Raw genomic sequence first — 24475 nt, forward strand, 5'->3', positions numbered from 1 at the left:
GAAGAAAAATGAACCAGCTACTTATATTGGAAATCGTGATATTAGTGATCATTTTGATCATCATTGTGGCGCTGAAATCCGGCAAAAACAGGCGGAAGCGGCATAGTAATCACGAGCTCCCAAATGCCTTATCGCTGATTGCCAATGCTAAAATGTTTACCAAACCGCTAATGAATAAATCGGAATATAAACTGTTTCAACAAATCAATGCGTTATTGGCACAGCGGTTTAAATCTGCCGGTTTTCGATTATTTGCTCAAGTATCAATGGGCGAATTTCTAGGCTGTGAAAACCGTACACATTTTAATTTAATCAATAGTAAACGGGTGGATTTTTTAATTATTGACCGCTGCGGATCGCCGGTTATCGTGATTGAATATCAAGGTGGCGGGCATTTTCAGCAAAATGCAATCGAACGTGATGCAATTAAAAAAGAAGCCTGTCGCCAAGCAAATGTTTATTATTTGGAAATCCCACAAAATTATGATCAACTCTCTTTTGAAACGATCAGTCATCATTTAGATCAATATTTAGAGGCAAAAAATGCAACACAAAATCAACTGGCAAAAAGTCGATAATTTATTACCGGTTATCGTGCAACATTATCAAACCTGTGAGGTGCTAATGCTGGGCTATATGAACGCTGAAGCATTGAATAAAACCCTTGCGGAAAAACGGGTAACCTTTTATTCCCGCACCAAACAGCGCCTGTGGACAAAAGGTGAAACCTCGGGGCATTTTCTCAATGTAGTGGATATGAGTTTGGATTGTGATAATGATACGTTATTGATTATTGCAAATCCCATTGGTGAAACCTGTCATACAGGAGCGGAAAGTTGCTTCCACAAGTTTGAACAACAAGCGGATTTGGATTGGACATTTTTTGCAAAATTGGAACGGATGATTGCAGAGCGTAAAACTCACGATCCGGAAAATTCTTATACCGCAAAACTTTATGTCAAAGGCACAAAAAAAATTGCACAGAAAGTGGGAGAAGAAGGCGTTGAAACTGCACTGGCAGCGGTGGCAAAAGATCGTGAAGAATTAGTGTCGGAAGCAGCGGATTTGGCGTACCATCTCACCGTATTATTGCAGGATGCCGATCTTGAGTGGGCGGATGTATTGGCGAAATTACGCGAACGCCACGCGGGGATTGGGCTGCATCCGGAAGGTTCGAATAAGTAATCTTGTCAATTTAAGAGCAAAGTGCGGTTAAAACGTAAAAATTTTTAACCGCACTTTTTCTAGGATTTTCTGAACAAACGGATAAGAACGCCGATTAATAATCCTGCTAAGGCAAAGGGTATCCATTCCATTGAATAGTTTTTTAATGGCAGGCTTTGCGTAAACGGCACTTCAGCAACGGATAAAATAGAAATGATAGATACAAATCCAATGGTTATACGTTGTACGAGTAATGGTAATTTTATTAATATATTGATAAATAACAGTAAGATAATTGTAATTGAAATCGGATAAAGAATTAATAATACCGGTACCGATTTAGTAATTACTACATTGAGACCTTGGTTGGATATCACAAATCCTATTAAAGCAAAAATAACGGCATAGGTTTTATAGGAAATTCGATGATATATTTCATTGAAATATTCACTGACGGAAGCAATAAGGCCTATTGTGGTCGTTAAACAGGCAAGAGATACGATAATGCCCAATAATGTACGACCAAATTCTCCAAAAGCCAAGGTTGCGGCACTGTTCAGAATATATGTGCCAATATCTTGGTTTTTTTGTGTAATTTCTTGTAACACGAGATCGCTAATCGGCATATTACGCCCAATCCACGCCAAAGCAATATAAATTAATGCAAGAAAAACGGCAGCGATAATACCGGCTAGGGTTGTTTGTTTTGTTAATGAATTATCCGTAGAAATTCCTCTATTTCTAATGGACATAATAACGATAACCGAAAATGCGATGGAGGCGAGGGCATCCATCGTTAAATATCCCTGTAACATGCCGGTAAAAAACGGCGATTCGTTGACAATATTGTGTTCAATAACGGGGGCGTCGGCCAATAAAAATATAGTACGCACCACTAAAGCTAAAATCGTAAGTAATAGCACCGGGGTTAAAATTGCTCCGATTCGTTCAACCATTTTGGATGGATTAATGGAAAGCCACAATGCTAATAGAAAATAAAGTGCGGTGAAAATTAGCAAAGAATTTGAACCGCCGGTTCCCACGAAAGGAATGACCGCCATTTCATAAGCCGTTGCAGCGGTTCTTGGTATAGCAAAAAAAGGGCCGATACTTAAATAAATGGCAGATAAAAAAATCAAAGAAAACCACGGATGGATTTTATCTAATGTTTTTTTATAACCACCGTGATAATAACTGCTGACAATAATTGCAATTAAAGGTAATCCGACACCAGTAATAACGAAACCGATGACTGCAAACCAAAATCCGGTGGCATTTTCTAATCCTAAACGAGGGGGAAAAATTAAATTGCCGGCACCAAAAAACATGGCAAAAAGCATAAAGCCGACTACAAAAGTGTTTTTAGTCATATTGTTATCTCTTATAGATTATTGATATCCTTGAACTAAATAATTAATTTGCCAAGATAGTAGTTTTTTATAAGCCTGAATCTGCATTATTTCTTCTTGGCTTATTGTGATTTCATTCGATACGAGCAAATCGGTATTCCACTGGTATTTTGTATAATTTTCACCGTGATAAATCACACCGGAGTCATTTGCCCAAATTCTGCCGGAGTAGGCAAAATTATAATTAGGGTGTTCGTGTTCGGCGAGTAAATTGCGACCTCCTAAATTCCAATACTCTGTTTCTGATAAGCTAAGTGCATATAATGTTGGAAAAATATCTTTATGCGAACCAATACGCTGCGTATCAAATTTAATGGCAAGATTTGTTTGCAATGCTTGCGGAATATGTACGAAAAATGGTACGGCTTCAACAAGAAAATATTCTTTTGGTAATTCTGATTTAAAGCCTCTAATATGATGATCACCGGTAATCGCAATAATTGTGTTATCCTTCACATGGCTGTTCTCGATATTTTCAATAAATTCCCCTGCTGCATTTGCCGAATATTGATAAGTTTGTAATGTTTTTAAGCGTTCTTCATCGGAATTGCCAAACTTATTCGACAAAACATGTGCTTGAAGGTTATTGGCCTTATAGTGTTTAGGCACTTCATAAGGCGGATGATTTGTAATCGTCAATATATTGATAAATAGTGGAATATCCGTTTCTTTCAATAATTTTTCCGCCAGTTTAAAGACAAACTCATCAGCAACTCCCCAGTAGGATAGTGTTTCTTTTGCTTCAGGATAAATATCAAAAATATTATTTTGATCGTAAATTTCATCTACGCCTTGTAATGGTAAATAATTCCCTAAATTACGCCACATCATATTACCGGATGTAATAAAAATTGTTTTATAACCTTGTGATTTATAAGTTATAAAGGGGGAGTGCGGTAATGCTGTTTTTTGTGCGATAGACTGACTGATATTTTGTATCGGACTATAAAAATAAAGATGAGCCAATGCGGGAGCTGTGCCGTTATAAGTTGAAATAAAACGTTTAAATAAAAAATCCTTGTCAAAATAAGGACGTAATTTTCCTAGCAGATCATTTTTATTCGGATCATCGAAAACAAGACAGTTTGTACCAAAACTTTCCATTAATGCAAAGACAACATGGGGTTTATGAGCAGCCAGATAATCATTTTGTTCCGTTTTATCTAATAAGTCATTTTGATTTAAGGCTTGTTGCATTAGATTTAAGCCTTCGGCTTGGGATACCGGTTGAAACTTAATTTCTTGCTTGCGATCTTTAAATGCCCATTCCATCGCGGCAATCCCATTAGGCACTATTTTATTGATCGTACTTAATGAGGAAACTTGTGCATGATTTTTACCTAAAGGCAAAGAATGAAGAGTACCGCGTGCCAGTAAAACCATCAGTGCGATTGAAGTAATAAAAATCAGTGAAAACAGCCATACATTCGTATTGATGGCAAACCATTGTTGCGATAATGAATAGTAAACAAAAACAGCAGGCGCGAATGCACAGGCAGATAATAAAAGAAATGCTTTAATTACCGGATAATCATCATAAATATTTTTTAGTATTGCTACGGTATCATCCTCGGTAATACCAAACATAAAAATATCATAATAATTATTATAGGTTTTAAAATAGAAATAATTACCCGCAATAATACTCAATGAAATAAAAGAAAAGACAAAAATATAAACGGACCAAAGCCAAGCGGATAAGTTTTGAGATAAGCCGATTAATGTACTAATAGTACCGATAAGAAGCGGAATGGATAATATAATAGCAATATATTTAGCATCAAAGCGTAAACCTAATAAGCGTAGGCGTTTGAATTGAGAAGAATAATTAGGGGATAATAAAATATCAGATTCAATAAATTTTTTGATCATTATTTCACGATTTAATTGAAATAATATCAAAAGATAGCAAAAGAGGATAAGAACAGTAAAAAGTAAAGATTCAGCGTTAACTAAAGACATAATTATTATTTTTATATTACTGTTTTAGTAAAAAGAAGTGGTGGGCGATACCGGTCTCGAACCAGTGACCCCCTCCTTGTAAGGGAGGTGCTCTCCCAACTGAGCTAATCGCCCGACGATAATCGTTTAAGACTAAGTGCGGTCTGATTTTAAGTTTTTTCGTGGTGGGCGATACCGGTCTCGAACCAGTGACCCCCTCCTTGTAAGGGAGGTGCTCTCCCAACTGAGCTAATCGCCCACTTAAAAAAGCCTTAAAATCTTGGGTTACCTTTCCAGGTTACTTTTATTTACAACGAGAAACACTTAAAAGTTGAAGTGGTGGGCGATACCGGTCTCGAACCAGTGACCCCCTCCTTGTAAGGGAGGTGCTCTCCCAACTGAGCTAATCGCCCTCGTTGTGGTGTGGCATTATAATGATAATCGAAAGCCAGTCAATCTATTTTTTCAAAAAAACTGTTGATTGACTTAAAAATAGTCATAAAACAGAAATATTCCCTAAAAAATATAGTACAATACGGCAAATTTTTAAATAACAATAAAATAAAGGTTAATAAAATGAAAATCGAAGCATTATTTGATTTAGATCCGAATGTAAAAGTGCGTACCCGTTTTGCCCCAAGTCCGACCGGTTATTTGCATGTAGGTGGTGCGAGAACGGCATTGTATTCTTGGCTTTATGCAAAACATAATCAGGGCGAATTTGTATTGCGTATTGAGGATACGGATTTAGAACGTTCCACGCCGGAAGCAACGGCCGCTATTTTAGAAGGAATGGAATGGTTGAATTTAGCCTGGGAACACGGGCCTTATTACCAAACCAAACGTTTTGATCGTTATAATCAAGTGATCGATCAAATGATCGAACAAGGCTTGGCCTATCGTTGCTATTGTAGCAAAGAGCGTTTGGAACAATTACGTCACACGCAAGAACAACACAAAGAAAAACCGCGTTATGATCGTCATTGTTTGAACGATCACAGTCATTCTGTTCATGAGCCGCATGTAGTACGTTTTAAAAATCCGCAAGAAGGTTCCGTAATTTTTGATGATGCGGTACGTGGTCGCATCGAAATCAGTAACGGCGAATTAGATGATTTAATTATCCGCCGTACCGACGGTTCACCAACATATAATTTCTGTGTGGTGGTGGACGACTGGGATATGGGCATTACTCACGTAGTACGCGGCGAAGACCATATTAACAATACTCCGCGTCAAATCAATATTTTGCAAGCACTAGGCGCACCGATTCCTACTTATGCACACGTTTCAATGATCAATGGCGATGACGGACAAAAATTATCTAAACGCCACGGTGCGGTAAGCGTTATGCAATATCGCGACGAAGGCTATTTGCCGGAAGCATTGGTGAACTATTTAGTGCGTTTAGGTTGGGGACACGGCGACCAAGAAATTTTTACCCGTCAGGAAATGATTGATTTATTTGATATTCATTCGGTGAGTAAATCCGCCAGTGCGTTCAATACGGAAAAATTATTATGGTTGAATCACCATTATATTCGTGAATTACCGCCGGAATATGTGGCAAAACACTTAGCATGGCACTATCAAAATCAACAAATTGATATCTCTAACGGCCCGTCATTAGAGGAAATCGTCACAATGCTTGGTGAACGTTGCAAAACTTTAAAAGAAATGGCTGCGGCAAGCCGCTATTTCTTTGAAGAATTCGATGACTATGATGAAAGTGCGGTGAAAAAACACTTTAAATCTGCGGCAATAGAACCGTTACAAAAAGTTTTGGAAAAACTGACCGCACTTTCAACTTGGGATTTGCACAGCACCCACGAAGCCATTGAACAAACCGCTGCCGAATTAGAAGTCGGCATGGGTAAAGTGGGAATGCCGTTGCGTGTGGCTGTGACAGGTTCCGGTCAATCGCCGTCAATGGATGTTACCTTAGTGGGTATCGGCAAAGAACGCGTGCTTAAACGTATTCAAAAAGCTATTGATTTTATTAAAGCAAATAATTGATTTAATTTTAAGCAAGCAAAAACAATTTCAAGATTTCGCCTTGACAGAATAAGCGGCGGCAATTATTATTACCGCCACTTAGCAAATTCGGGGATATAGCTCAGTTGGGAGAGCGCTTGAATGGCATTCAAGAGGTCGTCGGTTCGATCCCGATTATCTCCACCAAATTTATTAGGCTTGTCAAAGGGTTAGGATATTAATCTAATCCGGTTGATAAGCCTTTTTTTTGGTTTGTGTCAAATTTGTGGCGTTGTCCACATGAGCTTTTAAATGCTCCACAGATAAATGAGCATATTTTCGCACAGTGTCGTATTTACTCTATCCGCCGGGCTGTTGCAGCACGTAAAGTGGTGTGCCGGACATAATATGACAAGTTACCTAAGTATGCCATAAATCGTGAAATCGAAAATCTTGGTGTAATAGACAGATGGTTAGAAACCATCAGATACCCGGACGAAAAAAGAGAATTGATCGTGTTGAAAAATCAAAAAATAAGACGGCTTTTAGCTTATTGTGACCTTGCCGTTATTATAATTTATATCCTATTTGCTTTATTTAAAGGAAATATTCCTTTCTATACCGATTGGATTAATATTGGTAATAATATCAATCTGTTCTTTGAATCGAACCTTGATTCTTTTTGGGTTAAATTTATTTATTTTTCGGCTTATTCCACTTTTGTTTTATATTTCTCATTTATTTTCTCTATTTGGGGATATTTTAGAAATGTAAAATGGATAAAATGGCTCGCATTATGCCAATTACCTTTAAGATTGATAACTCAAACGGAGACGATACCATTTTTTCTGACTATTAATCAATTGATATTTAGTGCATTACCGTTATGGTGGAATATTGGCATAATCTGTCTTTTGTTCGGAATATTGGAACTTTTAAAAGTCGTTTATTTATTTAAACAATAAATAAGAATCTTATTCGCATAAACCGTTTGCAGTGATGTAAGCGGTTTTTTTATTACCTTTAAAGTATGGTGTGGTCTGGTTTTTCCGGTTTGCTTGGCTTAGCGATCAGCAAAATCCGATGATATTAAACTTTGCTGTCGGGATTTTAACCGCACTTGTCAATACATATGCAAAATACTCGGAAGGTAGAGCGAGAGAAAGGGCGGAAGAACGGGAAGAATTTGAAAGTACAACAATTAAAACGAGGGTTACGGATGAGTAAGATGCATCGCATAAAATATGCAAGATTTTTCTGAAAAAGTGCTAATATATCCTCCCAAACAGGAGAAAATATGATGAAAAAAGTTATTATCTTGTTTTTAAGCATCTTATTAGTGGCTTGTTTTAATAACAGTTTAATTCAAGACGAAGATATGGCGTTGGAAAAAGTGGTTCAGTCCATCGAAAAGCACAAATTAACTCTTTTGGAAAGGGAATGTTTATTTTTCATTTCTAATGATAAAGGAACATATTATGAGATAGAAGTGAGGGAAAAACATAATGAAAAATGCGGTGGAGATCCATTGACAGCACCGAGATTATTTAGTTATGAGGTAGATAAGCAAACAGGAAAAATGCAAACAGATGAACCGGTTTGGCGTGGTGAAAAGAGAAAGATTGATTAATATCCATTTTTAAAAATAACCAAAAACAAAACCCCGAAAAGTACGAACTTCCAGTTTTTTATTGAATTACGGTTCAAGGCGATTAAAACAGAAACGCTAAAATTAACCCCAACCCTTTGAATTCCATTCAAGGGATTTTCTTTTTCAGTATTATTTCATTGATTGAAATAAAAATGATTTTCATATACAATCCATGTAGATTTTTTAACCAACAACTATTGCGTATGTTTCAACTGAATCAAGTTTCTTTTGCTATTCCACAACGGACTTTATTGCAGCCCGTGTCTTTGACCTTTGAACAGGGCAAGGTGTATGGATTGATTGGGCATAATGGTTCGGGGAAATCCACCTTGATTAAGTTAATGGCTCGTCAGCAAAAGTTGAGCGGTGGTGAGATTTTGGTAAATCAAAAGCCTATTGAGCAATGGGGAAGCCGTGAGTTTGCCCGTGAAGTTGCATATTTACCGCAACATTTGCCGACAGCAACCCAGTTAACAACTTGTGAATTAATCGCTATGGGACGTTATGCGTGGCAAGGTCTGTTTGGACGTAAAAATGAACAAGATCAACAGATTATCCAACAAGCAATGGAGTTAACCCACACCACAAAATTTACCGATCAACTGGTGGATACGCTGTCAGGCGGCGAACGTTCCCGTATTTGGCTGGCGATGTTGCTGGCTCAGCAAAGCAATTTTTTATTATTAGACGAACCGCTAGCCCCGTTGGATATTGCTCATCAGGTGGACGTGATGCAATTGATTCATAAACTCAGTCGTGAGTTGAATTTGGGTATCGTGATTGTGATCCACGATATTAATCTGGCTTCCCGTTTTTGCGATCATTTGGTGGCTTTGCATAGCGGACATTTGTTGTCACAAGGTAATTCGGCGGAGATCGTCAATCCATCGTCTTTAAATGCGATTTACGGCATTGATCTGAATGTGATTTCTCATCCGCAAGCGGGTTGTCCGGTGAGTTTTTTTTAATGCGTAATTTGTTGATTTCGTTATTTTTATTATTTATCAGCTTAATTGTAAAAGCCGGTGAAGGGCAACATTGTACCGCTACGCTGGATTGGACGGTGGCCGAAACTTTGATTGCCTTAGGCGAACCGCCTTGTGCCGTGGGGGACGTGGACGGATATAAAAAATGGGTAGTAGAACCGAAATTGCCTGATGATGTGATCGATTTAGGGATTCGCAATCAACCGAATCAAGAAGTGATCGCTTATTTGTCTTATTCATTGAGAGCTTCCAATTTGGTGTTTATCAATACATCGTTTTATCAAGCTACCACGCCAATGTTGCAGAAATTTGATCAAATTGATGCTATTCATCAGGTGGATTTTTATCAATCCGGCAATGCTTGGCAGAATATTGTGGATGCTACGCAGAAAGTGGCGGATTTTCTCAATAAGCCAGAAAGTGCGGTGCAACTAATGCAAGAATTTTCACAAAAAATCACCGCACTTCAACCGCAGACCAAAGCCTTTACGAATAGACCGGTGGCGTTGGTGCAGTTTATTGATACCCGTCATTTGCGTATTTACGGCACGAACAGCCCTTTCGGTGAAGTGTTGCGTCAGCTGGATTTTCATAATGCCTGGCAAGGAGCGGTGAACGATTGGGGATTTGAAACCATTAATATCACGCAACTGGCGAAATTACCGAAAAACAGCCGTTTTGTTGTGGTGAAGCCTTATCCGACCAATATTGCTACGGCATTGACCCATAACACTTTATGGCAACATTTGCCTATGTCGGAAAATGCGTTGGTGTTACCGGCAATTTGGACGTTCGGCGGTATTCCGTCTGCTCAGCGTTTTGCGGAAAGTTTGGTGTTTGCCTTAGAAAACGGAGGTGAACCGTGGTAAAAACATTACAAAATCATACCGCACTTTTCTTTATACTGTTAAGTATCGCATTTGTGACATTATTTGTGCTCTTAATTAATGTGCAATTACCTGAAAATTCATTATTTATTGACCTATTTAAGAAAAGTGACAACCTTGATTTATTATTGGTGCAAAGTTACAGTTTGCCTCGTGTGACAATTGCTTTGCTTTCCGGTGGTTTATTGGGATTTGCCAGTTTATTGTTGCAACAGGTGATGAATAATCCGCTGGCTTCCGATAATACTTTGGGGATTAGTAGCGGTGCACAGCTGGCGTTATTTTTAACGGCGATTTTCTTTCCAGGTTGGTTGGATAAAGGATCCGCTTTTGTCGCGGTGATCGGCGCAATGATCAGCCTGTTATTCGTGCTGTGCTTGTCATGGCGGAAAGCAATGTCGCCGTTATTACTAATTTTAGCGGGTTTGGTGGTGAATTTATATTTCGGTTCTTTTTCTGCTTTGATGATGTTGTTCTATCCGGAAGAATCCCGTGGATTGGCTCAATGGGGAGCGGGTTCCTTAGTGCAGGAATCTTGGCGGGATAGCCAATGGCTTACTCTTCAAGCAATACCGATATTTGCCGTTATCGCAATGTTTATCCGCCCTTTGGGGATTTTGTCTCTCAATGAAAGCAATGCCATCAGCCTTGGTGTACCGGTGAACCGCTTACGCGTTATTGGCGTGGTAGCGGCATCGTATTTAATTGCCGGTGTCGTTAGTGCCGTGGGAATGTTGGGGTTTATCGGCCTGGCATCAGCCACCATAGTGCGGCAACTGGGCGTGCGAACCTTTAAAAATCAACTGATTTTAGCCTTTATCAGCGGAGCGTTATTATTAGCGGTAACGGATCTGATTCTGCAATTCATCACCTTTTATTACAACATCAATCTACCTACGGGAGCGGTGACATCATTGCTCGGCACGCCTTTATTATTATGGTTGATGTTTCGAGCCTTGCCTCATACCGGCCGCGTGACCGAACAGTCCGCAGTAAAATTCCGTCAATTCTCACCGCACTTTATTTGGCTATTACTGATTGTTTTAGGCTTAGTTTGCTTTGTGACATTAAATTTCGGACGCTACCAACATGGCTGGGTGACTAATGATTTTGAACCGTTAAAACAACTGTTTTTTGAATTACGTTATCCGCGAATGATCACCGCATTATCCGTGGGTGTATTGCTTTCTATTGCTGGTGTGTTATTGCAACGCTTAACCCTAAACCCGATGGCCAGCCCGGAATTATTAGGTGTGTCATCAGGCACCGGTATGGGCGTGCTGACGATTTTGTTTTTTTCCGGCACGCAATCTCCATCCTTATTCTGGCTAGCAGGCATCGCGGGAGCATGTATGGCATTGGGAGTGCTATCGACTATTAACCAACGCAATGGAATGTTGCCGGAAAAAGTATTGCTCACCGGTATCAGCTTATCCGCATTGTTTGACACTTTGCAACGCTTGGCCATCGCCGGCGGTTCGCCGCGGGCAATGCAGTTGGTCTCTTGGACATCAGGTTCGACTCAGCAATTCGACGGTAATTTTGCCCTGCCGTTTTTGTTGGTGAGTTTGACATTACTGGTCGTGAGCATTTTATTCAGCCGTTGGTTAGAAATCTTAAATTTACAAGCTCCAATGGCTCAAGCCTTGGGCTTAAACTTGGTAAAAGTGCGGTGGATTTTGATTTTATTTTCCGCGTTACTCACTGCATTAGCTACGTTAGTTATTGGCCCATTAAGTTTTATCGGTTTGCTCGTGCCACATTTAACTCGCAGTTTAGGTGTGTATAAAGCCCATCAACAATTAATCGTGTCCGCCTTATTGGGCGGATTGATTATGGTGCTGGCGGACTGGCTCGGCAGACAAGTGATGTTCCCTTATGAAATCCCTGCCGGATTAGTGGCAACCTTGCTGGGCGGCGGGTATTTTTTATTGATGATGAGAAAGATTTAACACTATGAATATATTTTTAAATACACTACGACACCACCGTTATTGGGAATGATTTTCTCACATTTTTGCCATCAGCCACGATGCAGTGAAAAACAGGAAAACGAGTAGTATCAACGACTTTTTAACTTAAACCTTAAAGGAAGCTAAAGATGAAAAAATCTTTTATTTACAGCAGCGTCGCAAGTACGGTAATTTTTGCTTTAAATCCGGCCCTTGCGGAAGAAACGGTTACTGAAGAGCTTGAAGCGATTGAAGTGGTTGGGACTACCAATAAAATCGGTACTGGCGTCGATTTCTTATCTGCACAATCTAATGCGTTAATTACCGAACAACAAATCCAAGAATCCGGCTCTGTTAAGGTTGACGATATTTTAAAATACGAATCCGGTGTGAATGTCGGTATGTATGGCAATGATACGAAACAAGAGTGGATTAAAATTCGTGGTTTTGATCCAAGTTTAGTCGTTGATGGTGCACCTGCAACAGATCACGGTTTTTATAGAACAATGCCGAATACTTATGGTATTGAAGCGATTGAAATTGTAAAAGGTGCCGATTCTGTTATTTATGGGGGAGCGCAAACAGGTGGTTTAGTGAATGTAATTACTAAACGACCAACTCAAATACCACAGGGTGAAATTGGTGTGAATTTCGGTACTCAAGGTTATCGCGGTGTATTTGGCGATTACAGCGGTAGTTTAAACACGGATAACAGCGTACGTTATCGTCTCGTCGGCGATTATTATCATCGTGAAGGTGATATTAACGGTAAAACTGATAACTATTATATTGCACCAAGTTTAACCTGGGATATCAACAAAGATACCGGCTTAACCGTGCTGAGCAGTTTTTCACGCCAAGTAGGCGATCCAACGAGTGTCCATATCCCGGCAAACGGCTCATTATTTGCTACTTCTGTCGGAACAATTTCCCGCAGTACGGATTATAGCGAACCAAATGATGAATATGTCGATCGCAAACAAATGCGTATTGGTTATGAATTCAGCCATAATTTTGGTGATGGTTTAAAATTTACTCAAAACTATCAATACTATCAACAAGATTTGGATTGGTTAGGGGTATTTGCTTGGTCATCGGATGGTGCACGCACAGCATACCGCGGTTATTCTTATACTGACGGTAAAATGAGAGTACACACCGTGGATAACCGTTTAAGCAAAGAATGGAAAGGGGATAATTGGAACAATACGTTATTAGGCGGTATTGATTATATCCATTCAAAAACAACCGGGGTAAATAATGGATTTGGAACGGTGAATGCGACGGATTTGTTTAATCCTGTCTCTGGCAATTCAGGTATTGTAAAAAGCGGTTCAACTTATAATACAAGAGTGTATCAGACCGGTTATTATTTGCGTGATCAATTTAAATTAGGTCATTTTGTGGGTAATCTCGGTTTCCGTCACGATAAGGCTAAAGGCGATACGTTGTCCGGCACGACTTATAATTCTTATAATGTAAGCCATAATTCTTATCAAGCCAGTGCGATGTATAATTTTGATTTCGGATTATCGCCTTATGTGAGTTATTCTGAGTCATTCCGTGCAGAAGCGGGTGTTGATGGTTATGGTAATCCCTATAAACCGTATGAAGGTCGCCAATATGAAGCGGGTGTGAAATATTTACCAAGTTGGATTGACGGTAAAATTTCTGCGGCTTATTTTGATTTAGAAGAGAAAAATGCATTAGTTGCAGATGTAACGGGTATTCAACTTCAAATCGGTAAACGCAATAGCAAAGGTATTGAAGTACAAGCGGATGCTTATATTGCTAAAAACTGGAATGTCGCTCTTGCTTATACTTACACAAAAGCTGAACAGGATGTGAGTGCAATCCGCAAAGTTCGTGCTTCATTGATTCCACGTCACCAGGCATCGGCACAATTAAAATATCGTTTTACCAATGGTACATTAGATGGGGTAATGGTCGGAGCGGGTGTTCGTTATGTTGGTACAACAGTTGATGAACAATATTTCAGCGGTTACAAAATCCCCTCTTACACATTGGTGGATTTAATGGTTCAATATGATTTTGCCGATCACTGGCGTATGCAGTTGAATGTCAACAACTTAGCGGATAAGAAATATCTTGCCGGTTGTGATTATTATTGCTACTTCGGAGCAGAACGCAGTATTACAGGTTCAATCAGCTACAAATTCTAATTCCAAAAACAACGACCGCATTAAAGTGCGGTCGCTTTTTCAGAAAAGGTGTAATGGAAAAAAGTGGGTTAACGCCAGGCACTATAAGGCTTTAACCCAAATTTTGTCTACTATGGTGAAAATCAGATACGAGATTCCACAAAAGTTGGATTGCACTTCCAATCTATTAAGGTGCATATTTTTTATACTACAAATCAAAAATCAGACCTCTCTTCAATTTTGCTAAAAATTTTGCCAAAAACACGATCTAGTTCACAATTTTTTAACTTCATCATTGCTCAATATAATTTTTAATGTTACATATAGTTTTAGACAATTTATTTCAAATTGTTTAATTTTGGAATTTATATTCTCAAATCGGAATGTAGCTGTAATTCAGGATGTAGTGATTAACTCAACTTTTCAGGAGTAACATTATGATGAAGAAAACACTATTAGCTATGGTATGCGGTGGTATTTTATTAACTTCTCAGGCAGCAATGGCAAAAAATTATGTTATTGGTGCACCAATGGTTGCATTTGCTGATAAATGGCAAACTTACTTACAAGAAGCTATCAAAGATTTCGATAAAAAACATGATGATGTAGAAATCAGACTTGCTGATGCAAATAATGATCCTGCACGTTTACTGAATGATGTGGAAACCTTTATTGATCAAAAGGTTGATGCGTTATTGGTTGTTCCGACCGATCCGAATATTGTTAAAACAATCGGTCGTAAAGCGAAAAAAGCCGGTATTCCGTTAATCATCGTTAACCGTAAACCAAACGATGAAGATATGCAGAATGTGACAAGTTATGTGGGTTCTGATGAGATTGAAGGTGGTCGTATCCAGGCAAATTATATTGTTAATACCTTGGATGGCAAACCGGCTGAAACAATAATTTTAATGGGTGTTTTAGGACTGGATGCGACATCTAAACGTACTCAAGGTAATAAAGAAGTTTTTGATCAGCATGACAATATTAAAGTTTTTGGTGAACAGGAAGGTAAGTGGGAACGTGACCGTGGTCTAGCTATTGCAGAAAACGTATTGGCAGCGAATAAAAATATTAACGTTATTGTAAGTAATAACGATGAGATGGCTATTGGTGCAATCCTGGCAACCCGTAAATTAGGCATTAAAGATGAAGATATTACTATTGTCGGGCTTGATGCAACACCTGATGCATTGGAATATTTAGGTAAAGGTCTTGATGCAACCGTATTCCAATCTGCACAAGGTCAGGGTTATACCGGTGCTGAAGTTGCTTATCGTGCGGCAAAAGGTGAAAAAGTAGATAAAATTACCTGGGTTCCATTTGAGTTGGTTACTCCGGATAAAAAAGAAGAGTATCAGGCAAAATATAAATAATTTATTTTTAACCGTGAAAGGGTAGGTGAATACCTACTCTTTATTCTATGTAATATTTGTGATTATCAAGAGATATAGAAATGATGTTAAAAAAATTATTATTACCCACTTTACTCAGCCTTAGTTTCTTCGTGCCGACAGTGATGGCTAAACAGCTCACAGTAGGTGTGTCAATGTATAGCTTAGCGGATAAATATCCGACTTATCTGCAGGATGCAATGAAGAAATTCGATCAACAAACCCCCGACGTTAATTTCCGTTATGCCGATGCAAGTTCTGATCCGGCAAAAATGCTAAATGATGTGGAAACCTTTATCGATTCCGGTGTCGATGCGCTATTAGTATTGCCAACGGATCAGGATATTATCAAAGCAATCGGTGTTAAAGCGAAAAAAGCGAAAATTCCTTTTGTTGTGGTGCTTAATAAGCCTAAAGATGACGATATGAAATATGTCACCAGTTATATTGGTTCGGAAGAAATTATGGCCGGTGAAATGCAAGCGAAATTTGTCGTTGAACAATTAGGCGGAAAGCCGGCAAACGCCATTATTTTAATGGGACCTTTAGGCTGGGAAGCACAAATTAAACGTACGGAAGGGAATGAGAATATTCTTAACCAACATCCTGAAATTAATGTTATTAGTAAACAAGAAGGTCGTTGGGATAGAGCGAAAGGGTTGGATATTACGGAAAACCTGCTGTCAACTAACCAGAAAATCAATGTTATTCTGAGCAATAATGATGAGATGGCAATAGGGGCGTTGTTAGCGGCAAGAAAAAAAGGGTTAGCTGACGAAGATTTACTTATTGTCGGTGTTGATGCGACACCGGATGCCTTGGATTATCTGGGAAAAGGGTTGGATGCCACGATTTATCAATCTGCCGGCGGGCAAGGATGGTCTAGTGCCGAAATAGCTTATAAAGCGGCAAAAGGTGAAGAGGTTGCAAAATTTAACTTTATTCCATTCGAATTAGTTACTCCCGATAAAAAAGAAGAATACTTGAACAAATACAAACAATAGCATTTTGCAGAACGCTCGGAAAACTGACCGCACTTGGTTTGTTCTGAGACGGTCGTTCTGTATCACATGAAACCAATTATTGAAACGACAATAGAAATATGATTTTGAGTTGTAAGATAAGGAGCTATAAATGAATGATTTAAGTCGTTCCCCTTATATTTTGGAAATGCGCAATGTTTCTAAAACGTTCCCTGGGGTCAAAGCATTGGACGGCATTAACTTAAAAGTTAAGCGTGGCACTATCCATGCCCTGATGGGAGAAAACGGTGCAGGAAAGTCTACTTTAATGAAAATTCTCTATGGTATTTATATTCCGGATGCCGGTGGTGAATTGATTTTAGATAATAAACCTTTCAAACCCAGTGCGCCTATTGATGCCATTCGTACCGGTCTGACAATGGTACCGCAGGAAATTTCACCGGCCGGTAATTTAACCATTGCAGATAATTTTTATCTTGGACGAGAAATCACCCGTGGCAAATTCTTTTTAGATCAAAAAGAAATGGATCGCAAAGCGGCGGAAATTTTAGCGGAGTTGGGTATTCCAATGGACGTGACGGCTAAAATGTCCAATGTTTCTGTGGCAAAAGCACAGCTGGTGGCGATTGCTACGGCAGTTTCCAATGATGCCAAAGTCATTATTATGGACGAGCCGACTACAGCATTAACGGAAGTAGAAGTTGAGCAACTGTATAAAATTATTGAAACCGTTAAACAGCGTGGTATCGCCATTATCTTTATTTCTCATAAATTAGATGAAGTTTTCCGTGTATCCGATGAAATTACGGTTATTCGTGACGGTCAGTATGTGGGGACGAAACCAACATCGGAAGTTACTAAGGATGAGTTAATTTCAATGATGGTGGGGCGTGATATGTCGGAAATGTTCCAACGTGAACGTATTGATATCTCCGATGAAATCGTACTTGAAATTAAAAACTTTACTCGTGCGGGTAAATATCAGGATGTGAATTTTAAAGTTCGTAAAGGCGAAATTTTCGGGATTGCAGGTCTTGTGGGGGCAGGGCGTTCTGAGATTGTAGAAGGATTATTCGGCTATAAACCGGCTGATAGTGGTGAAATTTATATTCATGGTAAGAAAGCGGAGATTAAAAACCCGTTGGATGCGATGAAATATAAAATCGGTTTTGTCACGGAGGACCGCAAGTTAACCGGCTTATTTTTAAATTTAAGCATTACCGACAATATGATTATGCCGAAAATGTCGCCTTATCTGGAAAACTTTTTAGTTTCAGTAACGAAGGCACAGCGATCTGCAAATGATCAAAAAGATAAACTTAAAATAAAAGCACCTAACGTAGAAGTCATTACGAATAATTTATCAGGGGGAAATCAGCAAAAAGTATTATTAGCACGTTGGTTATTGCTTGAACCGGAAATCCTGATCCTGGATGAACCGACAAAAGGGATTGATGTCGGTGCGAAAGCGGAGCTTTATAAATTAATGGTGGAACTTGCCAAGCAAGGTAAAACGATCATTATGATTACATCGGATATGCTTGAGCTTTTATCAATGAGCGACCGGGTAATGGTAATGCATGAGGGGCATATTGCCGGCATTATTCCACAACAACAGTTAAGCCAAGAACGTGTGCTTGAATTAGCTTCCGGCTTAGCTCAAGCGTAAGAATTTTTTCCTAGAATGACAAATTTTAGAATAACAAATTGAGGTATTTATTATGTCAAATGCTACCGTTAAAAAAATATTGAATTCCTATGGGATGGTGCTTATTTTAATCGCTTTATTTTTAGCATTATCCGCATCAATCGATGGCTTTTTCTCGGCTCGTACCGTATGGAGTATTATTGAACAAGTATCAATGTTCGGGATCATTGCTATCGGTGTAACTTTTGCCATTATTACTACCGGTATTGACCTATCATCAGGTTCAATGGTTGCGATGACGTCGGTTGTTGCTGCATCGATTGTAACGGGCGGTGATGCTGTCAGTTCGGCTTTACTTGCCTTTGGTATGTCTATTGCATTAGGTGCATTAATGGGTGCGGTTAATGGCAGTTTAACGGCATTCGGTTCAATTCCACCGTTTATTGCAACCTTGGGTATGATGATTATTGCCCGTGGTGGCGCACAATTATATTCTGATGGTCGCCCGATTGATGCATCATCCGAGGCCTTTACCTGGATTTCAGATGTGGATTTCTTTGGCTTACCGGGTTTGGTACTGGTTTATATCTTAATCGTTATCGGTTCTCACATTTTATTAAGCCGTTCAACATTCGGTCGCCATGTTTATGCTGTAGGCGGTAATTTAAATGCGGCGAAAATTTGTGGTATTAATACAACCAAAACGTTAATCTGGGTATATGTGTTTGCCGGAGCCCTATCCGGTCTGGCCGGTGCGTTATTGGCGGCACGTACTTATGCCGGTAACCCGTCTTACGGTTTAGCCTGGGAGTTGGATGCGATTGCTGCGGCAGTTATCGGGGGCGTATCGTTAAGCGGTGGTATCGGTACGATTCCAATGTGTGTAATCGGTGCATTAATTATCGGTACAACCAATAAAGGCTTAAATATGCTTGGTGTTGATCCGTACTGGCAACAAATTATTAAAGGTTTGATTATTGTTGTAGCGGTATTGATTGATACCTTAAAACGTCGTAAAAAATCAGCTTAATTAATCAGCACAAAAATAGCGGCTTGATAGTCGCTGTTTTTTTATGTTACAACTGCCGGTATGAGAAAAAAGTGCGGTGAATTATGTTGCAATATTTTTTAGAAGAAAATAAATATTCAATTTTTGAAAACAATAAATTACCTCAATTATTATATTTATGTAATACGGAAACGATGCAACAGGATTTTCCCCGGGTGTTGCATAAGCATAATGATCGGCTGGAGATTGTTTTTATTGTAAAAGGAAAAGGAAACCACTTAATCGGTGATGTCACTTATCAGACAAAAGCCGGTGATATTTTAATTTTTAATCAAAATGTAATTCATGATGAAATGGCGGAGCTGAATTCCGGTATGGTGGTATATTGTTGTGGCATTAAAGATTTACACATTAAAGGCATGGAAAAGAATTGTTTGTTTGATATCACATCACCGGCGGTTATTCCGAGTGGAAATAAGCGTGAAATTATTGAGCAGTTATTCGAAATCATGTTTCTTACGATTAAGGAACAAGGGCGTAAATCAGGTGAAACCTGCCGTTACTTACTTTCCACTTTACTGACCTTATTGGTTAAATTACCAAGAGAAAAAATTAAAACCATTGCGTATAAAAAATTAACTTTAGTAGAACAGGTAAAACAATATTTAGACACATATTATGCAGAAAATCTGACACTGGAAGATATTGCTTTTCGTTTTAATATTAGTCCTTTTTACTTAGTACATCTTTTTAAACAGGAAACACAATTTTCACCAATTCAATATTTAATTCGTCGGCGTATCGGTGAGGCGCAATCATTATTAATTAATACACGGTATAGTATTAGTAAAATTGCGGGACTTGTGGGATATGACAATGCAAATTATTTTAGTAGTCTGTTTAATAAGATGATTGGTGTTTCTCCGACGTTATACCGTACATCCTGGATTGGTAAAAAAGCATAATCGCAATATATTGAAGATGTTCTTCTGGATTTGTGAGCATTATGGCAAAAAAACGCCATTTTTAGCGCAATAAAAAGCAATAAATCGAAGAACTTATTTTTTTATTCTTTATATACTTTACTTAAATTGTTAAGCGATTTTCACCTTAAAAGGAGTAAAGTATGAGTATCAAAATTTCTACTGCACCTTGTTGCTGGGGTGTGGATGATCCTAAAAATCCTTATCTTCCCAAATGGACCCTGGTATTACATGAAGCAGCGCAAGCCGGCTATAAAGGCATAGAACTGGGTCCTTATGGTTATTTACCCATTGATATCGTTCAAGTATCCCAAGAACTGAAGAAAAATGATTTATTTATTGTTGCCGGAACGATTTTTGATGATTTAGTTAATCCGCAGAATCAAGCAAAATTACAAAAACAGGCAAAAGATATTTGTGAATTAATTACTCAATTACCGCAAGCACCGACCGAACAAGGGCAAAAATACCCGACACCTTATCTCGTGATCATTGATTGGGGACATGATGAACGTGATTATGCCGCCGGTCATCCGGACAAAGCGCCACGTTTATCTGACGAGCAATGGAGACAAATGATGGAACATACCAAACAATTAGCGGAAATTGCGAAAAGTTATGGTGTTCGTGCCGTTATCCATCCTCATGCCGGTGGTTATATCGAGTTTGCCGATGAAATTGAACAGGTAGTAAAAGATATCTCGTATGAGCTGGCAGGTTTATGCCTGGACACCGGTCATTTGTATTATTCCAAAATGGATCCCGTCAGTACATTACGTCAATATGCTGATTATATAGATTATGTACATTTTAAAGACATTAACCTGAGCGTGTATGAGCAAGTGATGAATAAAAAGATTCGTTTCTTTGAAGCTTGTGGCGAAGGCGTGATGTGCCGTATCGGGGAAGGTTGTATTGATTATCAAGCGGTTAAAGATGTACTCGTAAACGAACTGGATTATCACGGCTATATCACTGTAGAGCAAGAACGAGATCCAAGAAATTGTGATTCTAGTTTGGAAGATGTGAAAATTAGTCGGGATAATTTGCACAAAATTGGTTTTTAAGTGCGGTCATGGTAAGGAGAGAAAAATGATCTACGGAGAAAAAAGGGTAGAACGTCCGATTCGTTGGGCGATGGTCGGTGGCGGACGAGGTAGTCAGATTGGTTATATTCACCGTTCTGCCGCATTACGTGATTTTTGCTTTGAATTGGTGGCGGGTGCTTTTGATATCGATCCTGAGCGAGGTCGTGACTTTGGAAAAAATCTACACGTAGCACCGGAGCGTTGTTATCCGGATTACAAAACCATGTTTGCAGAAGAAGCTAAACGAGATGATGGTATTGAAGCCGTTTCCATTGCTACACCTAACGGTACGCATTTTGAGATTTGCAAGGCTGCACTGGAAGCCGGTTTACATGTTATTTGTGAGAAACCGCTTTGCTTTACTTATGCGGAAGCGAAAGCATTACAATCCTTAGCGGAGCAAAAAGGACGAATTGTCGGTATCACTTATGGTTATTCCGGTCATCAGGTTATTGAAGAAGCACGTCGTTTAATTGCAGATGGTGCTTTGGGAGAAATTCGTATCGTCAATATGCAATTTGCCCATGGATTTCATAATGTCGCTGTTGAACAGAATGCAGCAAGCACGAAATGGCGTGTAGATCCAAAAATGGCGGGACCAAGTTATGTATTAGGCGATTTAGGGACACATCCGCTATTTATTTCAGAAGTGATGTTGCCCCACTTAAAAATTAAACGCTTACTTTGCACCCGTCAGAGTTTCGTAAAAAGCCGGGCTCCTTTGGAAGACAATGCAATGACATTAATGGAATACGATAATGGTGCTGTCGGTACATTATGGTCTTGTTGCATCAATTCCGGTTCTATGCATGGGCAAAAAATCAGAGTTATTGGTGAGAAAGCCAGTATTGAATGGTGGGATGAACAACCGAATCAGCTTCGTTTTGAAGTTCAGGGAGAACCCGTACGTATTCTAGAACGTGGAATGGGGTATTTACATGATACGGCATTACAAGAGGATCGTATTGGCGGTGGGCATCCGGAAGGATTATTTGAAGCCTGGTCGAATTTATACGCTCGCTTTGCCGAGGCTATCGAAGCCAAAGAACAAGGTAAACAATATGATTTCTGGTATCCGGATATTTATGCCGGAGTGGAAGGTGTTCGCTGGGTTGAACATTGTGTTAAATCTGCCGATCTCGGTGGTGTTTGGATTGATTATGAATAAGAGAGGTGAATGATGAAAATAGCATTTGATGTTGATGTATTAGCCAAACAAATGGGCATTAGAGATATGGTATACCAGGTGGCGGACTGGGGATATAAATATATTGAACAATCTCCTCACCCACGTATCAATCCGTTCTATAAACATCCGCTCTTTTCCCAGGAATGTGAAAAGGAATATCGTACGGCTTTACAACGTACCGGGTTGGAAATTTCTTCCTTTATTGTGGTGTATCGCTGGTCGGGACCGACAGAGGAACAGCGCCAGCATGCCATCGCCAATTGGAAGAGAATGATTGAAATTGCGGATTCAATGGATGTGCGGGTAATTAACACCGAGCTTTCGGGAGACCCACGTCAGCCGGAGATATGTAACGGCATGCTTTTCCGCTCCCTTGATGAATTATTACCGTTATTTGAAAAATATGGTATTCGTTGTGAAATTCAATCTCATCCGTTTGATTTCTGTGAATTGAATAATGAAACGGTGGATATGGTGAAATCCTACCGTAGCGACCACTTAAAATATGTTTACTCCTGTCCGCACGGATTTTTCTACGATCAGGGCAAAGGCGATGTGCGAGCGATGTTAGATTATGCCGGAGATTCGCTGTCACATATTTTATTTGCGGATACCTTTAATCAAACCTTGGATTGCCGTTATATAGTGAACCCGCCGGGTATTGATAAAGGCTGCTGTACGGTGCATCAGCATCTTGCGATGGGACAGGGGGATGTGGATTTTGAAGGTATTTTTGAGAGTTTAAGAAAAATGGATTTTGCCAACCGCACTTATCCGGTAGGAGGAGAAAGTATCGCTTGTGTTTCGATGTTCGGCTTCCCGGAAAAAATGCAGGTGGAAGCACCGAGAGCAAGGGAAATTATTGAAAGAGAGTTATTGGGAAAATAAATTTTTCACACATTAAGACGACTGTATTCGGCATTGTGCAATCAACCAACTGCCAATGTAGTTTGAATTGTGGGGAGGCTCTCTTTCCGAACGATAAATTTCATTTTATTAGTGATTTTTTTATTTCAAAAAAGTGGGTTAAAGCTAGACGGCTTTAACCCACTTTTTAGCAACAATTTTGTCTACTATGTCGGATTAAACGCTGAACATTGCAGAGATAGATTCTTCATTGCTGATACGGCGAATCGCTTCGGATAACATACCGGAAAGACTTAATACCCGTACTTTATTTAACGCAATGATATCTTTGGTGAGCGGAATAGTATCGGTGACGACTAATTCGTCAATCGCTGTGCCGGACAGATTTTCCGCCGCTTTACCGGAGAATACAGCGTGGGTTGCGTATGCAAATACACGCTTGGCTCCGCGTTCTTTCAATGCTTCCGCCGCTTTTACCAAGGTACCGCCGGTGTCGATCATATCATCAACTAAAATGCAATCACGACCGGATACTTCACCGATAATGTGCATAACTTGTGATACATTCGCTTTCGGACGGCGTTTATCAATAATCGCCATATCGGCATCATTTAATAATTTTGCAATTGCACGGGCACGCACCACACCGCCGATATCCGGTGAAACCACTATCGGATTTTCAAGGTCGGTTTTCTTCAACATATCGTGCACAAGCACCGGTGAACCGAACACATTATCTACCGGTACATCAAAGAAACCTTGAATTTGTTCTGCGTGCAAGTCACAGGTTAATACGCGATCCACACCCACACTGGAAAGGAAATCTGCAACCACTTTAGCGGTGATCGGTACACGTGCAGAACGTACACGACGGTCTTGACGGGCATAACCGAAATAAGGAATAACCGCAGTGATACGACCGGCTGAAGCACGACGCAGAGCATCAACCATCACAATTAATTCCATAAGGTTATCGTTTGTTGGTGCACAAGTGGATTGAATAATAAATACATCCGCACCACGCACGTTTTCATTGATCTGAACTTGGATTTCACCATCACTGAAACGACCTACCGTCGCATCACCAAGTGAAGTATAAAGACGTTCAGAAATTCGTTTTGCTAACTCCGGCGTTGCGTTACCGGTAAAGAGCTTTATGTCAGGCATTTTTTAACCTCAGGTTTGTGA

The 24475-nt window shown here is 39.5% G+C and carries 19 protein-coding genes and 4 tRNA genes; 17 read left to right on the forward strand and 6 right to left on the reverse strand.

What is annotated here, in order from left to right:
• Positions 1-8 precede the first annotated feature (8 nt).
• Complete coding sequence (locus EDC44_RS00855; protein WP_131974413.1) at positions 9-578, forward strand: DUF2726 domain-containing protein; 570 nt, start codon at positions 9-11, stop codon at positions 576-578.
• On the forward strand, positions 544-1185 hold the full coding sequence (hisIE, locus tag EDC44_RS00860) for a bifunctional phosphoribosyl-AMP cyclohydrolase/phosphoribosyl-ATP diphosphatase HisIE (protein ID WP_131974415.1): 642 nt from the start codon (positions 544-546) through the stop codon (positions 1183-1185). The genes EDC44_RS00855 and hisIE overlap by 35 nt, the downstream gene beginning before the upstream one ends.
• 59 nt (positions 1186-1244) lie before the next feature.
• Here hisIE and brnQ read toward each other — a convergent pair whose 3' ends face one another.
• From brnQ to EDC44_RS00885, 5 genes are all read right to left on the reverse strand, one after another.
• Complete coding sequence (gene brnQ, locus EDC44_RS00865) at positions 1245-2534, reverse strand: branched-chain amino acid transport system II carrier protein (RefSeq protein ID WP_131974417.1); 1290 nt, start codon at positions 2532-2534, stop codon at positions 1245-1247.
• A gap of 18 nt (positions 2535-2552) precedes the next feature.
• A complete protein-coding gene (locus EDC44_RS00870) occupies positions 2553-4445 on the reverse strand; it encodes an LTA synthase family protein (RefSeq protein ID WP_243647867.1) in 1893 nt (630 codons plus the stop codon).
• 128 nt (positions 4446-4573) lie between these two features.
• A tRNA-Val gene (locus EDC44_RS00875) sits at positions 4574-4649 on the reverse strand.
• Between the two features lie 48 nt (positions 4650-4697).
• Positions 4698-4773, reverse strand: a tRNA-Val gene (locus EDC44_RS00880).
• A gap of 78 nt (positions 4774-4851) precedes the next feature.
• A tRNA-Val gene (locus EDC44_RS00885) sits at positions 4852-4927 on the reverse strand.
• Between the two features lie 163 nt (positions 4928-5090).
• On the opposite strand from EDC44_RS00885, the gene gltX reads away from it, so the two are divergent.
• The 15 genes from gltX (at position 5091) to EDC44_RS00970 (ending at position 23308) form a co-directional block, all read left to right on the forward strand.
• Positions 5091-6530: a glutamate--tRNA ligase gene (gene gltX, locus EDC44_RS00890; protein WP_131974419.1), complete on the forward strand. Its 1440-nt coding sequence runs from the start codon at positions 5091-5093 to the stop codon at positions 6528-6530.
• An 89-nt stretch (positions 6531-6619) separates the two neighbouring features.
• Positions 6620-6695: transfer RNA gene (locus EDC44_RS00895), tRNA-Ala, on the forward strand.
• Between the two features lie 1090 nt (positions 6696-7785).
• Complete coding sequence (locus tag EDC44_RS00910; protein WP_131974423.1) at positions 7786-8118, forward strand: hypothetical protein; 333 nt, start codon at positions 7786-7788, stop codon at positions 8116-8118.
• Positions 8119-8342: 224 nt separating this feature from the next.
• On the forward strand, positions 8343-9107 hold the full coding sequence (locus EDC44_RS00915; RefSeq protein ID WP_131974425.1) for an ATP-binding cassette domain-containing protein: 765 nt from the start codon (positions 8343-8345) through the stop codon (positions 9105-9107).
• Entirely contained in the window at positions 9107-9994 is an 888-nt protein-coding gene (locus tag EDC44_RS00920; protein WP_131974427.1) for an iron-siderophore ABC transporter substrate-binding protein, read from the forward strand. The genes EDC44_RS00915 and EDC44_RS00920 overlap by 1 nt, the downstream gene beginning before the upstream one ends.
• Entirely contained in the window at positions 9988-11964 is a 1977-nt protein-coding gene (gene fhuB, locus EDC44_RS00925) for a Fe(3+)-hydroxamate ABC transporter permease FhuB (RefSeq protein ID WP_131974428.1), read from the forward strand. The genes EDC44_RS00920 and fhuB overlap by 7 nt, the downstream gene beginning before the upstream one ends.
• 149 nt (positions 11965-12113) lie before the next feature.
• Entirely contained in the window at positions 12114-14147 is a 2034-nt protein-coding gene (locus tag EDC44_RS00930; RefSeq protein ID WP_131974430.1) for a TonB-dependent siderophore receptor, read from the forward strand.
• Between the two features lie 419 nt (positions 14148-14566).
• Positions 14567-15502 (forward strand): substrate-binding domain-containing protein, encoded by a 936-nt coding sequence (locus tag EDC44_RS00935; protein ID WP_131974534.1) that lies wholly within the window; start codon positions 14567-14569, stop codon positions 15500-15502.
• Positions 15503-15585: 83 nt separating this feature from the next.
• Positions 15586-16524 carry a sugar ABC transporter substrate-binding protein gene (locus tag EDC44_RS00940; protein WP_131974536.1) on the forward strand — a complete coding sequence of 313 codons (939 nt, stop codon included), beginning with the start codon at positions 15586-15588 and terminating at the stop codon, positions 16522-16524.
• Between the two features lie 130 nt (positions 16525-16654).
• Positions 16655-18172, forward strand: coding sequence for a sugar ABC transporter ATP-binding protein (locus EDC44_RS00945; RefSeq protein WP_131974432.1), 1518 nt, complete (start codon positions 16655-16657; stop codon positions 18170-18172).
• Positions 18173-18224: 52 nt separating this feature from the next.
• The gene (locus tag EDC44_RS00950; protein ID WP_131974434.1) at positions 18225-19181 is read left to right on the forward strand and encodes an ABC transporter permease; all 957 of its coding nucleotides are present in this window, start codon (positions 18225-18227) and stop codon (positions 19179-19181) included.
• Positions 19182-19264: 83 nt separating this feature from the next.
• Entirely contained in the window at positions 19265-20125 is an 861-nt protein-coding gene (locus EDC44_RS00955; RefSeq protein WP_131974436.1) for an AraC family transcriptional regulator, read from the forward strand.
• A 161-nt stretch (positions 20126-20286) separates the two neighbouring features.
• Entirely contained in the window at positions 20287-21210 is a 924-nt protein-coding gene (locus tag EDC44_RS00960) for a TIM barrel protein (protein ID WP_131974438.1), read from the forward strand.
• A 25-nt stretch (positions 21211-21235) separates the two neighbouring features.
• Positions 21236-22399 (forward strand): Gfo/Idh/MocA family protein, encoded by a 1164-nt coding sequence (locus tag EDC44_RS00965; protein ID WP_131974440.1) that lies wholly within the window; start codon positions 21236-21238, stop codon positions 22397-22399.
• A 9-nt stretch (positions 22400-22408) separates the two neighbouring features.
• Positions 22409-23308 (forward strand): sugar phosphate isomerase/epimerase family protein, encoded by a 900-nt coding sequence (locus tag EDC44_RS00970; protein ID WP_279388359.1) that lies wholly within the window; start codon positions 22409-22411, stop codon positions 23306-23308.
• A gap of 195 nt (positions 23309-23503) precedes the next feature.
• On the opposite strand, the gene EDC44_RS00975 is transcribed toward EDC44_RS00970, so the two are convergent.
• Complete coding sequence (locus EDC44_RS00975) at positions 23504-24454, reverse strand: ribose-phosphate pyrophosphokinase (RefSeq protein ID WP_131974442.1); 951 nt, start codon at positions 24452-24454, stop codon at positions 23504-23506.
• Between the last annotated feature and the right edge of the window lie 21 nt (positions 24455-24475).

The organism is Cricetibacter osteomyelitidis, assembly GCF_004340985.1.
Classification (GTDB): domain Bacteria; phylum Pseudomonadota; class Gammaproteobacteria; order Enterobacterales; family Pasteurellaceae; genus Cricetibacter; species Cricetibacter osteomyelitidis.